A 14949-nucleotide genomic window follows, 5' to 3' on the forward strand; every position below is an offset into this window, starting at 1 on the left:
AGGGTTTAATAATGGGAGGAACACATGACATTCAAAGCTATCCGGGGCAAAGCCCTTATGGGTGCAGCTCTCTGCGCGACCATGCTCGCCTTTTCGGGACAGGCCTTTGCCGATACCGAACTGAAAATCTTCGTTTCCAGCCAGCATCAGCCGGATGTGTGGCGCAAGGCGCTTGATCAATATGAGGGCAAGACGCCGGGTGTGAAGGTGGTCATCGAGACCGGCGGCAACACCTCGGAAATGCAGGCGCAATATCTCAACACCGTCATGTCGGCCAAGGATTCCAGCCTCGACGTGCTGATGCTCGACGTCATCCGCCCGGCACAGTTCGCCACGGCCGGCTGGACCAGCGATTTTGCCGGCAAGGACCTGTCCGCCTACCTGCCGACCTATGCGGAAGCCAACACGGTGGATGGCAAGATCGTGGCGCTGCCCGCCTTCGCCGATTCCATGTTCCTTTATTACCGCAAAGACCTCCTCGACAAATACGGCATCAAGCCGCCGACCACCTGGGACGAGCTGAAGGAAGCTTCCAAGAAGGTGATGGAAGGCGAAAAGAACCCCGAACTTCAGGGCCTGTCCTTCCAGGGTAAGGCGATCGAAGGCGCGGTCTGTACCTTCCTCCTGCCCTACTGGAGCGAAGGCAAGTCCCTGGTTGAAAACGGCAAGCTGAATTTCGACAACAAGGCCGCCGTGGATTCGCTGAAGCTGTGGAAGAGCTTCGTCGACGAAGGCATTTCCAAGAAGAACATTTCGGAAGTGGCAACCGACGATACCCGCAAGGAATTCCAAGCCGGCAAGGTTCTCTTCGCCGTCAACTGGTCCTACGCCTGGACCCATTTCCAGGGCAAGGAATCGCAGGTGAACGACAAGGTCGGCGTCGCCCGCCTGCCCGCCGTCAAAGGCGGCGAGCAGACGACCTGCCTCGGCGGCTGGGAATTCGGCGTTTCCGCCTATTCCAAGCAGCAGGACGAAGCCAAGAAGTTGGTGGAGTATCTCTCGGGTCAGGATGTGTCGAAGTTCATGGCCATCAACGCCGCCCTTCTGCCCACCTATGCCGCACTCTACAAGGATGCGGACGTGACCAAGACGATCCCCTGGTTCGCGGACGCCCTGCCAGTCGTTGAGACCGCGAAGGCCCGCCCCGTGACACCGCGTTACAACGAGGTCAGCGAGACGATCCGCACCACGGTCAATGGCGTGCTTGCCGGCGTGATGACACCGGAAGACGGCGCAAAGCAGATGGAAAGCCGTCTGCGGCGCGTTCTGCGCTAAGCTTTGGGCCGGAAGGCGGCATGCAAACCATGCCCTTTCCGGCCGTTTCGACTGACAGGAATAACGCCGCCTGAACGGCGCGATAAACGGGCCGGATGTGAACCGGTCCGATCGGGAGACGATGACGTGAATCCAGTTGCGGGAGTGGCAGACGTGACAATGCCTGATAGAACCATGGTTCGGGTGGACGAGAAACCGCAGCCGCGCTGGACGCGGTGGCTCGATCTCGGCGACCGGTCGCTGGCCGTGCTTCTGCTGGCGCCGGCGGCGATCCTGCTTTCGCTTATCATCGTTTATCCGGTGGCGCGGCTCGTCTACACCTCGTTTTTCAGCCTGTCGCTGACATCAGGCCTGCCGGCGGAATTCATCGGCTTTGAAAACTACACGGCGATGTTTGACGATCCAATCTTCTGGGAAACGACCTGGAATACGGTTCTGATAACGCTGATCACCGTGCCTGGCGCGCTGTTCATGGGCCTAGGGCTGGCGCTGCTCGCCAACCTCCCCTTCTCCATGCAGTGGCCGATGCGCCTGTCGCTGCTCATTCCCTGGGCGCTGCCGCTCTCTTTTGCCGGCCTCATCTTCGCATGGTTCTTCCATTACGAATATGGCGTGGTCAATGACGTTCTGAACCGGCTGGGCTTTGAAGGCATCATCTGGTTCAACTCGCCGAACTGGGCCTTTGCGGCCATCTGCCTGACGATCATCTGGAAAACTTCGTCGTTCATGGCGCTGATGATCCTCGCCGGCCTTCAGACCATTCCACGCTCGCTCTATGAAGCGGCTGATGTGGATGGCGCCGGCAAGGTCCGCCAGTTCTTCGAAATCACCCTGCCGCTTCTCAAGCCCTCGATCGTCGTCGCCCTCATCTTCCGTACGATCACAGCGCTGCAGACCTTTGATATTCCTTACATGATGACCGGCGGCGGCCCCGGCACGTCCACCACGACGCTTGCCATATATATCCACCAGAACACCGTTTCCTTCCTTGATCTCGGTTACGGTTCGGCGCTGGCGGTCATGATGTTTGCGCTCTCCATGTGCGTTACCGCCGTTTATCTCCGCATCATTAGGACGAAGGACTGATCCCATGAGCACCGTTGCAAATTCCGGTCTGTCCTCCGTCTTTTCCGGCAAGCCGCTGCGCTTCATCGCGGCCTCCATCCTGCTGGTCAACGGCTTGTTCCCGGCAATCTGGATCCTCTTCACCTCGCTGAAGACCGAAGCGGAACTGACGGTCAAGCCGATCACGTGGTTTCCGCATGCCCCGACGCTTGCTAACTACATGCAGGCCTTTTCCGACCAGCCGCTGCACCTCTTCCTGTTCAACAGCTTCATGGTAGCCCTGCTCTCCACGGCGCTCACCATTCTGATTTCGGTGCTGGCGGCTTATGCGCTGGCGCGGCTCAACCTCAAATACCGGGCGCTGATCCTCTCACTCATCATCGCCGTTTCCACCTTCCCGCTGGTGACGCTCTTGGTGCCGCTGTTCGAAATCATGCGCGCGCTGAACCTGCTCAACAGCTGGACGGCACTGATTCTGCCTTACACGGTCCTTTCTCTTCCGGTCTGCACGCTGATGCTCGTCTCTTTCTTCGAAAGCATTCCGCGCGATCTCGAAAACGCCGCCATGATCGACGGCTGCACCCGCATCGGCGCACTCTTCAAGGTCGTCGTGCCGCTCTGCGCGCCGGGCGTTTTCACCGCCGGCATCCTCGCCTTCGTCAATGCCTGGGATGAGTTCCTGCTGGCGCTGTCCTTCAATTCCAATCCGGCGCTCCGCACGCTTCCCGTCGGCATCCAGCTGTATCAGGGTGAATTCGCCTTCCCCTGGCCGGTCATTTCGGCGGCGCTGGTGGTCGGCATCGTGCCGGTCGCGATCCTGATCGTCATTTTCCAGGAACGGGTTGTCTCGGGCCTCACCGCCGGTGGTCTCAAGGGCTAAAAGGTTAAGTCATGCATTTCGAAACGACCAAAGACGGCTTCACACTCGCGATCGGCAACCGCACCATCCTTTCCCATTCGTCTGATAATCCGGCCTTCTTCGCCGGTTTCGGCAAGGAGCGGATGGATATGTATCGCGGCAATTTCGATATCGAAGACTATGTCATCGAGCGAACCGCCCTGCGCCATGCGGAGGTCAACGGCGACAGCGTCACGCTCTCATCCTCACCGGGACAGGCACCGCGCCTTCGCCTGACGCTCGACGGCAACGCTATCAGGCTGACGGCTCTAGATGAAACCGTCAACCGCCTCTGGCTGCGCATCGTTGCGAAAACGGACGAGCATGTCTGGGGCGGCGGCGAGCAGATGTCCTATTTCGACATGCGCGGCCGTCGTTTCCCGCTCTGGACCTCCGAGCCGGGGGTCGGCCGCGACAAGACAACCGAAATCACCTTCAAGTCTGACGTCAGCGGCAAGGCGGGCGGTGATTATTACAACACCAACTATCCGCAGCCGACCTGGCTCTCGTCGCGCAAATATGCGCTGCATGTGGAAACGAGCGCCTATTCGGTCTTCGATTTCCGCAATGACGATTTCCACGAAATCGAAATCTGGGCCATCCCTGAAAGGATCGAGTTTTTCGCCGGCGACAGTTTCACCGATATCGTTTCCGCGCTTTCGCTGCGGTTCGGACGCCAGCCGGAATTGCCGGAATGGGTCTATAACGGCGCGATCATCGGGTTAAAGGACGGCGCCAACTCCTTTGCCCGGCTGGAGAAAATCCGCGCGGCCGGAACGAAGGTGTCCGGCCTCTGGTGCGAGGACTGGGTGGGTCTTCGCCAGACATCCTTTGGCGCCCGCCTGTTCTGGGACTGGCAGGCGAATGATACGCGCTATCCGCATCTGCGCCAGAAGATCGCCGAGCTTACCGATCAGGGCATCCGCTTCCTGGGTTACGTGAACCCCTATCTCTGCGTCGACGGCCCGCTTTTCCCGGTCGCCGAAAAGGCTGGTTATTTCGCCACCGACGCCGAGGGAAAAACGGCGCTGGTGGATTTCGGCGAGTTCGATTGCGGTGTGGTCGATTTCACCAATCCGGCCGCCGCCGACTGGTTCGCCGAGGAGATCATCGGCAGGAATATGCTGGATTTCGGCCTTTCCGGCTGGATGGCCGATTTCGGCGAATATCTGCCGATCGATATCACGCTTTCCAATGGCGTCGACGCCAAGCTGATGCACAATGCCTGGCCCACTCTCTGGGCCGAGGTCAATGCGAAGGCCGTCGAGAGCCGGGGAAAGACCGGCGAAGCGCTGTTCTTCATGCGGGCCGGCTTCACGGGCGTGCAGGCCCATTGCCCGCTGATCTGGGGCGGCGACCAGTCTGTCGACTTCTCCCGTCACGACGGCCTGATCACCGTCATCTGCGGCGCGCTTTCCTCCGGCCTTATGGGCAATGCCTATCACCACTCGGACATCGGCGGTTACACCAGCCTGTTCGGCAATGTCAGGACTGCTGAACTCATCATGCGCTGGACGGAGATGGCGGCTTTCACGCCGGTCATGCGCACCCATGAGGGCAACCGCCCGCGCGACAATCTGCAGATCGATCAGGATGAGGCGGTTCTTGCCCATTTCGCCCGTATGACATCCATCTATGTCGCGCTCGCCCCCTATCTGAAGTCGCTCTCCGCCGAGGCTGCAGAGTCGGGCCTGCCGGTGCAACGCCCCCTCTTCCTGCATTATGAGGATGACCGGCAGACCTACGAAATTCAGGACTGCTACCTCTACGGGGCGGACATGCTTGTCGCACCGGTCTGGAAAGCCGGAGAAACGCAACGTTCGCTCTATCTTCCGGGCGACGGCGAATGGGTGCATCTGTGGAGCGGCGCGCATTATCGCGGCGGACGAGACATTACCGTCGAAGCGCCGCTCGGCGAGCCGGCGATATTCTACCGTGCCGATAGCAGCCAGCGGCAGCTGTTTGAAAAACTTCGCACCATCGGCTGAACGATAGCGGGTTCGTTCTCCATCACCCCGTCAGGCGGGGTGATGTGATGGCCTTTTTAAAGAGGGCGGTCATCGCGTCGCTGATGCCCTGCGACGGGCTGACTTCGAAGAACAGTCCTGGAGAAGCACATTGCTGCATGCGTGCGCCGATTTCCGGCTGAAAGGGCGCGATCCAGCTATTGTACCAGTCATTGGTCGGCAGCGGCAGATAGGTGGTGTAGAGCACGGCGATCCGGAAGCCCTTTTCCTTCAGCTTCGTGCAATATTTGATATCGATCGGCTCCTGACAGCGGCCGCTGGTCGTCTTTTTGGTGCAGCTGGATGGCTTGTAGCTATCGCCGACACCGTCTGAAACGAAGAAGATAATCTTCTCGGGGCTGGCCGAACTCGCCCCGGTGCCAGAATTGCCGATCTTGTCGCCGATCTGAGTGAGTGCCCGGTCGAAATCCGTCTGCTGGTCGTTGTTAAATCCCTGCTTTGGGATCGACATCAGGTCGACTTCACCGGCTTTCTTCTTCGCGGTCGCCAGGTCCGACGTCAAGGGAACGACCTCGAGCAGCTTCGTATCTTCGGCTTTCTCTCCGAAAGTGTAGACCGCCATGCGATATTGATTGCTGCTTTTGCGGTTGGACTTCGCCGTGTCCATAAGGCTCGCCGTGGCCTTTGCGACCACATTGATGCGCGTCGTCACTCCGAGGCTTTTGGCCTTGTAATAATAGCTGTTCTTGTCCACCACCCCGTTTGTCACGATGTGACAGGCGAAAGCGCATTTGTCGCTCGTATTCGCAACCATGGTGGCGACATCGGCCGGCGTGGCGCCAACGCCCATCGAGGGAGTGTTATCCAGAAGCACATAGAAGTCGCTGAATGTTTCCGTCTCGTATTTGGCGGTCGCCTTGCCCGAAACAGTGATGAGATCCTCTCCGAGGACCCGTGAAAGCTTCGTGCCGATGGATGCCTTGAAGCTGACCGACGATTCGATGGCGTTACCGCGCTTGATCACCGACACGTCGAGAGACAGGAGCTTGTAGTCGGGATTGGCCCTCTCATTGCTTTCGAAGAATGCGGAAGCCTCATCGCCGCCAAGCGTAATGACGCCGTCACTCGACATTTCCTTTGCCTTGTGAACGCTCGCCGACGTATCGGCAACCACCGCGAGCGCCGCAGCATCCGCCGCCATCTGCAGGTCTGATTTGACGGCCATGCCGTGCGTCACATCAAGGGCCACGCCGGCGGCGCCAATCAGCGGCACCATCAACAAGGCGCTGAGAATGCCGAAATTTCCCGATTTATCCTGCCAGAAGTTCTTCAAATTCGCCCCCAATCATCTTTCCCGGGGCCAAATTAGTCGTACAATATTGAAAGGCAGTTTCAAGAGATAACTAATTTTCGATAAATCTAATTTCCTCAATAACTAATACGCAGATGGATACGGGTACCCGCGATCGCGCCTGACGGCGGATCGGCGGCGGGACGTTGACATTTATGAAACTTGACTTACAAAACAAACTCTTCCGAGGGGAGCACCAGACGGTGCTGAGATGGCGTTGAGCCGGACCCTTGAACCTGATCCGGGTCATGCCGGCGTAGGAACGGAACTGTCGCGCCCGAGGGGCGCTGCCCTTTCTCTTCTCCGCTTTGCCCTGATCTCCGTGATTGTCACATCTGGAGACGAATGATGATGCTGAAACGTTCCGCCCTTCGCACATGGTGCGTTTGCGTCTGAGGTCCGGCCCATGCGTGCCACCCATGCGCTGAACGGTGTCGGTCTTCTGCTGGTTTTCTGGCAGGCGGGGACGTGGCTATTTTCGCCACCCCGCTATATCCTGCCATCGCCCGCCGATGTTGCCGGCGCTTTCCTGCGCCAGCCCGGCTTCCTGCTCGGACAGGCTCTGGTAACCTTCAGCGAAATGGCGCTCGGGCTTGCGGCGGGAATCACCGCCGGCATTCTCGTCGCCTTCACCATTGCCGCCATCCCGCGCCTCGGCCGCCTCGTCTGGCCCATGGTTCTGGTGTTGCAGGCCTTTCCGGTGTTCGTGCTCGCCCCCATTCTCGTCCTCTGGTTCGGTTTCGGCATGGCCTCGAAAGTGGTCATGACGGCGATCATCATCTTCTTTCCGGTCGCGTCCTCCTTCACTGACGGCCTCAACCGCACGGAGCGCGCCATCCTCGACGCCGCTTCGCTGACAAAGGCGAGCCACTGGCAGGTCCTCACCCGGTTGCGTGTGCCGCTGGCGCTCCCGTCGCTGATCTCGGGCCTGAGGGTGGCAGCGCCGCTCGCTCCGCTGGGCGCCGTCATCGGCGAATGGGTGGGCGCATCCGCAGGGCTCGGATTTGTGATGATCCAGTCCAATGCCCGGATGCAGACCGACACCATGTTCGCCGCCATGGCCATTCTCGCGGTCATGGCGGTGCTGCTGCGGCTTATCGTCGATCTCTCGACAGCCCATCTCGCCCCCTGGGCCAAAGAAACAGAACACACCACTCCTTTCAGATATTTGCGGAGACTTTCGGCACCATGAAACGAACTCTTCTTTCCCTCGTCGTCGCGGCTGCAAGCGTGCTTGCGCCCATGCAATCCCAGGCGGCCGACAAGCTCACCGTTTTGCTCGAATGGTTCGTGAATCCGGATCACGCGCCGATGGTGATTGCAAAAGAACGCGACCTGTTTGCCGATGCCGGGCTGGAGGTGGAACTGGTTCCGCCCGCAGACCCCTCCGCCGTGCCGCGTCTCGTCTCGGCAAAACAGGCCGATATTGGCGTGCATTACCAGCCGAACCTCTATCTCGACCACGACGCCGGCCTGCCACTCGTGCGTTTCGGCACGCTGGTCGAAACGCCCCTCAATACCGTCACCGTTCTCGCCGATGGGCCGATCAAGAGCCTGAAGGATCTGAAGGGCAAAAAGGTCGGCTTTTCCGTATCCGGCTTCGAAGATGCCATGCTGAAGCGCATGCTGGAAAAGGACGGGCTGACGAAGGATGATGTCGAACTCATCAACGTCAATTTTTCGCTCTCGCCGTCGCTGATCGCTGGCAAGGTGGATGCCACGCTTGGCGGTTTCCGCAATTTCGAGCTGACGCAGATGAAGCTCGAGGGACATGAGGGCCGCTCCTTCTTTCCCGAGGAACATGGCGTTCCGGCCTATGACGAGCTGATCTTCGTCACCCATCGCGATCTCGTAAAGGACAGCCGCCTGCCGCGTTTCCTCTCCGCCGTGGAACAGGCCGCGATCTTCATCACCAACCACCCGCAGGAATCCTGGCAGCTTTTCATCAAGGCCTATCCGAACCTTGATGACGCGCTGAACAAGCAGGCCTTCTTCGACACGCTGCCGCGTTTCGCCAAGCGCCCGGCCGCACTCGACCGCACCCGCTATGCACGTTTCGGCGCTTTCATGCAGGAGATGCAGCTGATCAAGCAGGCGCCGGCGGCGGGCGACATCGCCGTGGAGCTGCAACAGCCATGACGACGACTTATCCGACAGCGGCAAAGGCCGCCGAAATTCTGGAGCGCGTGCGGCAGACGCGCCCGCGCGTGCATTGCCTGATGAACACCGTGGTGCAGAAATTCACCGCAGACGGCATCACCGTCGTCGGTGGAATTCCTTCCATGACCACCTCGCTCGAGGAAATCGAGAGCTTCGTGGCCAAGGCGGATGCACTGACCGTTAATCTCGGCACACTGGATGCCGAACGGCGCAAGGTCATCCGGCTTGCGATAGAGATCGCCAATGCCTCCGGCAAGCCGTGGATCGTCGACCCCGTGCATTGCGATTATTCACCGTCGCGACTGGAGTTCGCGCGCGAACTCATCGCACTTTCCCCGACCATCGTGCGCGGTAATCACGCCGAAATGAGCCTGATCGGCGATGTGCCTGATGTAGTGAGGATCGAGACAGGGCCTGTGGATCACCTCAGCGACACGACCCGCAGCGTCAGGATCGTCAACGGCCATCCGTGGATGGCGAAGGTGACTGGCACGGGTTGCCTCTCGGGCGGCGTCATCGCCGCCTTCATGGCAGTGGAAAAAGACGCACTGACGGCGGCGGCCTCTGCCCTTGCCGTGACAGGCGTTTCCGCCGAACTCGCCGCCAGACGCGCCGGAGGCCCCGGCACATTCGAACCGGCATTTCTGGATGCGCTTTCCGAAATTTCCGGTGAGGACATCATCAATCACGCGAGGATCGAGCATGAACAAGGTTGATTACCGCCTCAACGCGCTGGTCGACGCAAGCCTTAGCGATGTCGCACCGCTGCCGGAGCTTGCTCTCGCCGCCGCACTCAACGGCGCGACCATTCTGCAATATCGCGACAAGCACGGCTCTACGCGGGAAATGATCGAAAACGCCCGCGCCATTCATGAGGCCATCGCCGGCACCGGCGTGCCGCTTGTCATCAACGACCGTGTGGATGTGGCGCTCGCTTCTGGCGCGGACGGGGTGCATCTCGGCGCCGACGACATGGATGCAAAGACCGCAAGGCGCATTCTCGGTGAAAAGGCGATCATCGGCCTTACCGTCAAGAACCGTGCCGATGCCGAACGGGCAGCTTCCATGCCCGTCGACTATGCCTGCATTGGCGGCGTGTTCGAAACCGTTTCCAAGGTCAATCCGGACAAGCCCGTTGGCATCGACGGTTTTGCGACGCTACGCGCCCTTTTGAGGGAATGGCGACCTGATATGCCGGTGGGCGCCATCGCCGGCATCGATCTTGCGCGTGTACCGTCCGTCATCAAGGCGGGTGCGGATGGTGTCGCGGTCATTTCCGCCATTTTTCGTGCGGCCGATATTGCCAGTGCGGCCAAGGACTTCCGCTCCGCAATTGACGCCACGCTGAAAGCGAGACAACCATGACATCAATTGCATTGACCATTGCCGGCTCCGACAGCGGCGGCGGCGCGGGCATCCAGGCTGATATCAAGACCTTTTCAGCGCTTGGCGCCTATGCGGCCAGCGTCATCACCGCCATCACCGCCCAGAACACCAGAGGCGTGACCGCGGTGGAGGATATTTCCGTCGCCACCATCGTCGCACAGATGGAGGCGGTATTCTCCGATCTTGCCGTCAATGCGGTGAAAATCGGCATGGTATCGCGGATCGAAACCATCGCCGCCATCGCCGAACGGCTTCGGCAGCAATCACAGCCGGTGGTGCTGGATCCGGTCATGGTGGCGACGTCAGGCGACCGTTTGCTGCATGAAGATGCCATCGAGACATTGCGGCGCGAGCTTTTGCCGCTCGCCGCCATCGTCACGCCGAACCTGCCGGAAGCGGCGTTGCTGACCGGCACGCCGATGGCCACCATGGAGAAGGAGATCACCCGTCAGGCTGAGGCGATCCTGAAAGCGGGTGCAAAAGCCGTGCTCATCAAGGGCGGCCATGGTGAGGGGCCGCAGAGTACGGATTATCTGTTTGCGGACGGCGCCATGCAGGCGCTTTCCGTGGCACGGGTGGAGACGAAGAATGACCACGGGACGGGGTGCACGCTGGCGGCGGCGATCACGGCTTATCTTGCCAGGGGTTGTGAGTTGCGGGAAGCGGTGGGGCTTGCGAAGGAGTATCTGAGCGGGGCGCTCGATGCCGGGCGGGGGCTTGCCGTTGGACATGGGCGGGGGCCGGTGCATCATTTTTATCGGTGGTGGAGTTAGTGCAGAGTGCGGGGCTTACCCCCCTCTGTCCTGCCGGACATCTCCCCCTCAAGGGGGGAGATCGACAAGTGGCTGTGGCCCACCATACAATTAGAAACGTATCGCGCGTTGCAAGAATAGCGTGGGAATGAAACAGAACCCCTACCCGATCTCCCCCCTTGAGGGGGAGATGTCCGGCAGGACAGAGGGGGGTGGCCGCATATTCTGCCGCTTTTAAAATGCAACTACCGCGCCTTCGGCGTCGCCAGCACATTCCGGATCGCAAAACTCGAATGAATGCGCGAAACCCCCGGCAGTTTCGACAGAATTTCCTTGTGAATACGCTCGAAATCCCCCGCACTTTCCGCCTCGCAGCGCAGAAAATAATCCGAGCCGCCCGTCATCAGATAACATTCGCGGATTTCCGGATATCGCCGCACTGCGTTTTCGAAACGGTTGAGAAAATCCTCCGTTTGCCGATCCAGCGTGATCTGCACGATGACCGAAATCACCTCGCCGCCGGCAAGACCGCTGGTCAGTGCCGTGTACCCGCGAATAATCCCTTCCCGCTCGAGAATATCGACCCGGCGAAGGCAGGCGGATGCCGAAAGTCCGACCTCTGCAGCAAGCTTGGCATTGCTGATGCGGGCATTGAGCCGAAGCAGACGGATGATATGGCGGTCGGTCGCATCGAGGGACGACATAGAAGATTCCAATTAGCAAAAGAAAATTGCGTGATTACGAACTCTATCGCATTTCCTTCGAACAATCGCCAAGAAATTCGATAATCGTTGCAATACCCTCATGAGATAAAAATGAGGGTGAACGACATGGATATGCAGATCAGCCGCCAGCAGGCAGCCGGTGGTGCAAGCGGTCATCTGACCATCGACCTCGGCGCATTGCGCGACAATTATCTGACCCTCGCGGCGATGGCGCCAGCATCGCAGACGGCGGCCGTCATCAAGGCCGATGCCTATGGCCTGGGTGCGGATATCGTCTCGCAGACCCTGTTCGAGGCCGGTTGCCGCAATTTCTTCGTCGCCCATATCGATGAAGCGCTGGCGCTCAGGCTCCGACTTTCGGCAGAAGTGCGGATTTTCGTCCTCAATGGTCTTCAGCCTGGCAATGAGACCTCCTGCGCGGCCATGGCCATTACCCCGGTTCTGAACTCACTGGAGCAGATCGCTCAATGGTCAGGCCATGCCAAGAAGCTTGGCAAAAGGCTTGCCGCCGCGGTGCAGATCGATACCGGCATGTGCCGTCTCGGCCTTTCCCCCGAAGAGCTTGAAGTCCTCGCCTCGCAGCCGCAATTGCTTGATGGTATCGACATCGCCTTCATCATGAGCCACCTCGCCTGCGCCGACGAACCGAACCATGCCTCCAATGCCGCTCAGCTTTCGGTGATGCGCAAAGCTGCCATTGCTTTCCCTGATGTACCGGTCTGTTTTTCCAACTCCGGCGGCATCTTTCTGGGCAATGATTACCACAATCATCTCCTGCGCCCCGGCATCGCGCTTTATGGCGGCGCCCCCTCTGTTGCCCGCCCCAACCCGATGAAGCCGGTCGTTCGTCTTGACCTCGCCGTCATCCAGACCCGCACTGTTCCAGCCGGTTCGCTGGTCGGTTACGGCGGATCTTTCGAGGCAGCCGGTCCGACGCGCCTTGCGACAATCGCGGCCGGTTACGCTGATGGCCTGCCGCGTTCGCTCAGCAATCGCGGCGCGGCGTGGTATAACGGCGTGCGCCTGCCGATTGCGGGCCGCGTTTCGATGGACAGCATTATTCTCGACATATCCGCCCTGCCCGAAGACGCATTGACGCAAGGCAGTCTCGTGCAGATGATCGGGCCAGACCAGACGCTGGAAGACATTGCCGACGATGCGGGCACGATCGCCTATGAGATCCTGACAGGCCTCGGACGCCGTTATCGCCGCAGTTACATTCAGCCGGGTGAAACCCCGGCCATTGCTTCAACATCAGTCAATCACAAGTGAGACGATCATGAACGTCACTATCCTCGGAGCCGGCGTCGTCGGCGTGACATCCGCCTGGTATCTGGCCAAAGCCGGACACAAGGTGACGGTGATCGACCGCCAGCCGGCCGCAGCACTGGAAACCAGCTTCGCCAACGCCGGCGAGGTTTCCCCCGGTTATTCCTCGCCATGGGCGGCACCCGGCATTCCGATGAAGGCGATGAAATGGCTGTTCATGAAACACGCGCCGCTGATCATCCGCCCGACGGCCGACCCGGCCGCCTGGCGCTGGATGAGCCAGATGCTGCGCAACTGCACCTCGGCGCGTTATGCGATCAACAAGAGCCGCATGGTGCGCATCGCCGAATATAGCCGCGATTGCCTGATGGCCCTGCGTGAAGAGACCGGCATCGAATATGACCAGCGCATGCAGGGCACGCTCGAAGTATTCCGCACCCAGAAGCAGTTCGACGCCATCGGCAAGGATGTCGACGTGCTGACGGCAGGCGGCGTGCCTTTCGAAATTCTCGACCGCGACGGCTGCGCCGCCATCGAACCCGGCCTCGCGCCGGCGAAGGAGAAGATCGTGGGCGGCCTGCGCCTGCCGGGCGACGAGACCGGCGATTGCTTCATGTTTACCACCGAACTTGCCCGCATGGCCGAAGAAGCCGGCGTTACCTTCCTTTACGATACCGGCATCATGCGCCCCATCGTTGAAGCGGGACGTGTCAAGGCGGTGGAAACCACCCGGGGACTGGTGGAGGCTGACATTTTCGTCGCCGCACTCGGCAGCTATTCTCCGCAATTCCTGCGCCAGCTTGGCCTTACTCTGCCGGTTTACCCGGTGAAGGGGTATTCCATCACGGTTCCGATCGTGAAGGAGGAGCGCGCGCCCGTCTCCACGGTCATGGACGAGACCTTCAAGGTGGCGATCACGCGGCTCGGCTCACGCATCCGCGCCGGCGGCATGGCTGAAATCGCCGGCTTCAGCAAGGATTTGCCGGCCGCGCGGCAGGAAACACTGGCTCATTCGGTGGAAGACCTGTTCGGCGGGGCTGGTGACCAGACCCAGGCGAAATTCTGGTGCGGCCTGCGCCCGATGACGCCGGATGGTACGCCTGTCATCGGCGCTACCCGATACAGCAATCTTTATCTCAATACCGGCCACGGCACGCTCGGCTGGACCATGTCCTGCGGCTCCGCACGGGTGCTTGCCGATCTCATCAGCGGGAACAAGCCCGAGATAGATACGCACGATCTGGCGATCAGCCGTTACGCCGCCTGACACGCGATTAATCCGCGCATCCCCGCCCCTCTAGACGGGGATGGGCGGTCAATCAGAGCGCCAGCGCATCCTTCAGTGCCAGACCTTCCATCATGCGCAGGTCAAGGTCGGCCTCGATGTGGTCGAGATGCTGCAACATCAGCGCACGAGCCTTTGCCGCATCCTTTACCTCCAGCGCATCCAAGAGATCGGCATGATCATTGTGCCCGCAGCTCGAGACACCCGAGCGGCCATAAAGCGCGATCACCAGCGACGAGCGGGCGACCAGTTCGTCCATGAATTTTTCCAGAATGGCATTGCCGGCAAGCGAGGCCAGCATTAGGTGGAAATCGCCCGATGCCTTGATTTCCGCGCGTCTGGCGCTCGGGCCACGTTCATGCTGGTGGCGGCTTTCCTGCACCAGATGCTCCCTTAGCCGTGCCACAGCCGCAGGCGTGATTTTTTCGATTGCCGCATCCACGACGCCGGGTTCGATCAGCCGGCGCGAGGCGAAAACCTGTCGCGCTTCGTCCGGCGTCGGATTGGAGACGAAGGCCCCCCGGTTGCGTTCCGCCTTCACCAGCCCTTCGTAAGCCAGCATCTGCAATGCCGCGCGCACCACCGTGCGGCTGACATCGAACAGCGTTCCCACTTCCGATTCCGACAGCTTCGTGCCCGGCGCAAGCCGGCGGTCGACAATGGCGTCACGCAGCGTATCGCGAATGGCCTGGGCACGGTCTTCATGCGAGGTGTCGGAATTGACGGTTATCTGGGAAAGGCTCATCGGGGCGTCCTGTTTGTTCTTGAGTTCTAGCGCGAAGTGCGGCGCACGCAAACAGGAATTGCGGGCAGCCG

Annotated in this window: 14 protein-coding genes and 1 riboswitch; of the genes, 11 read left to right on the forward strand and 3 right to left on the reverse strand. The window is 60.2% G+C overall.

Features of this window, described 5'->3' with window-relative positions:
- Positions 1 to 24: 24 nt before the first annotated feature.
- The 4 genes from AC5I5B_RS09630 to AC5I5B_RS09645 all read left to right on the forward strand — a co-directional run bounded on the left by AC5I5B_RS09630 (position 25) and on the right by AC5I5B_RS09645 (position 5226).
- Positions 25 to 1275 (forward strand): ABC transporter substrate-binding protein, encoded by a 1251-nt coding sequence (locus tag AC5I5B_RS09630; protein ID WP_112488902.1) that lies wholly within the window; start codon positions 25 to 27, stop codon positions 1273 to 1275.
- Between the two features lie 174 nt (positions 1276 to 1449).
- A complete protein-coding gene (locus tag AC5I5B_RS09635; RefSeq protein ID WP_162724176.1) occupies positions 1450 to 2361 on the forward strand; it encodes a carbohydrate ABC transporter permease in 912 nt (303 codons plus the stop codon).
- A 4-nt stretch (positions 2362 to 2365) separates the two neighbouring features.
- Positions 2366 to 3220 carry a carbohydrate ABC transporter permease gene (locus tag AC5I5B_RS09640; RefSeq protein WP_080866815.1) on the forward strand — a complete coding sequence of 285 codons (855 nt, stop codon included), beginning with the start codon at positions 2366 to 2368 and terminating at the stop codon, positions 3218 to 3220.
- 11 nt (positions 3221 to 3231) lie between these two features.
- Positions 3232 to 5226 (forward strand): alpha-glucosidase, encoded by a 1995-nt coding sequence (locus AC5I5B_RS09645; RefSeq protein ID WP_112958621.1) that lies wholly within the window; start codon positions 3232 to 3234, stop codon positions 5224 to 5226.
- A 22-nt stretch (positions 5227 to 5248) separates the two neighbouring features.
- Here the strand turns inward: AC5I5B_RS09645 and AC5I5B_RS09650 are convergent, their stop codons facing one another.
- A complete protein-coding gene (locus AC5I5B_RS09650; RefSeq protein ID WP_003506420.1) occupies positions 5249 to 6538 on the reverse strand; it encodes a pilus assembly protein TadG-related protein in 1290 nt (429 codons plus the stop codon).
- Between the two features lie 195 nt (positions 6539 to 6733).
- A riboswitch (TPP riboswitch) is annotated at positions 6734 to 6836 on the forward strand.
- A gap of 126 nt (positions 6837 to 6962) precedes the next feature.
- Between AC5I5B_RS09650 and AC5I5B_RS09655 the strand changes: the two genes are divergently transcribed.
- Genes AC5I5B_RS09655 through thiD form a run of 5 tightly spaced genes read left to right on the forward strand, consistent with a single transcriptional unit; the run spans position 6963 to position 10875 of the window.
- Positions 6963 to 7748, forward strand: a complete 786-nt coding sequence (locus tag AC5I5B_RS09655) for an ABC transporter permease (protein ID WP_080866819.1) — start codon at positions 6963 to 6965, stop codon at positions 7746 to 7748.
- Positions 7745 to 8695 (forward strand): ABC transporter substrate-binding protein, encoded by a 951-nt coding sequence (locus tag AC5I5B_RS09660; RefSeq protein WP_162724171.1) that lies wholly within the window; start codon positions 7745 to 7747, stop codon positions 8693 to 8695. Before AC5I5B_RS09655 ends, AC5I5B_RS09660 begins: the two co-directional genes overlap by 4 nt.
- Positions 8692 to 9432, forward strand: coding sequence for a hydroxyethylthiazole kinase (locus tag AC5I5B_RS09665; RefSeq protein WP_080864898.1), 741 nt, complete (start codon positions 8692 to 8694; stop codon positions 9430 to 9432). Before AC5I5B_RS09660 ends, AC5I5B_RS09665 begins: the two co-directional genes overlap by 4 nt.
- The gene (thiE, locus tag AC5I5B_RS09670) at positions 9419 to 10081 is read left to right on the forward strand and encodes a thiamine phosphate synthase (protein WP_003506409.1); all 663 of its coding nucleotides are present in this window, start codon (positions 9419 to 9421) and stop codon (positions 10079 to 10081) included. The genes AC5I5B_RS09665 and thiE overlap by 14 nt, the downstream gene beginning before the upstream one ends.
- Positions 10078 to 10875, forward strand: coding sequence for a bifunctional hydroxymethylpyrimidine kinase/phosphomethylpyrimidine kinase (gene thiD, locus AC5I5B_RS09675; protein ID WP_112958620.1), 798 nt, complete (start codon positions 10078 to 10080; stop codon positions 10873 to 10875). The genes thiE and thiD overlap by 4 nt, the downstream gene beginning before the upstream one ends.
- Positions 10876 to 11099: 224 nt before the next feature.
- Here the strand turns inward: thiD and AC5I5B_RS09680 are convergent, their stop codons facing one another.
- Positions 11100 to 11558: an Lrp/AsnC family transcriptional regulator gene (locus AC5I5B_RS09680; protein WP_003500727.1), complete on the reverse strand. Its 459-nt coding sequence runs from the start codon at positions 11556 to 11558 to the stop codon at positions 11100 to 11102.
- Between the two features lie 126 nt (positions 11559 to 11684).
- Between AC5I5B_RS09680 and alr the strand changes: the two genes are divergently transcribed.
- Both alr and AC5I5B_RS09690 read left to right on the forward strand, forming a co-directional pair.
- Positions 11685 to 12851 carry an alanine racemase gene (alr, locus tag AC5I5B_RS09685; protein ID WP_111817955.1) on the forward strand — a complete coding sequence of 389 codons (1167 nt, stop codon included), beginning with the start codon at positions 11685 to 11687 and terminating at the stop codon, positions 12849 to 12851.
- 7 nt (positions 12852 to 12858) lie between these two features.
- The gene (locus AC5I5B_RS09690; protein ID WP_112958619.1) at positions 12859 to 14115 is read left to right on the forward strand and encodes a D-amino acid dehydrogenase; all 1257 of its coding nucleotides are present in this window, start codon (positions 12859 to 12861) and stop codon (positions 14113 to 14115) included.
- 52 nt (positions 14116 to 14167) lie between these two features.
- Here the strand turns inward: AC5I5B_RS09690 and AC5I5B_RS09695 are convergent, their stop codons facing one another.
- Positions 14168 to 14878: a GntR family transcriptional regulator gene (locus AC5I5B_RS09695; protein WP_112958652.1), complete on the reverse strand. Its 711-nt coding sequence runs from the start codon at positions 14876 to 14878 to the stop codon at positions 14168 to 14170.
- Between the last annotated feature and the right edge of the window lie 71 nt (positions 14879 to 14949).

The sequence above is a fragment of the Agrobacterium sp. genome (assembly GCF_059499945.1).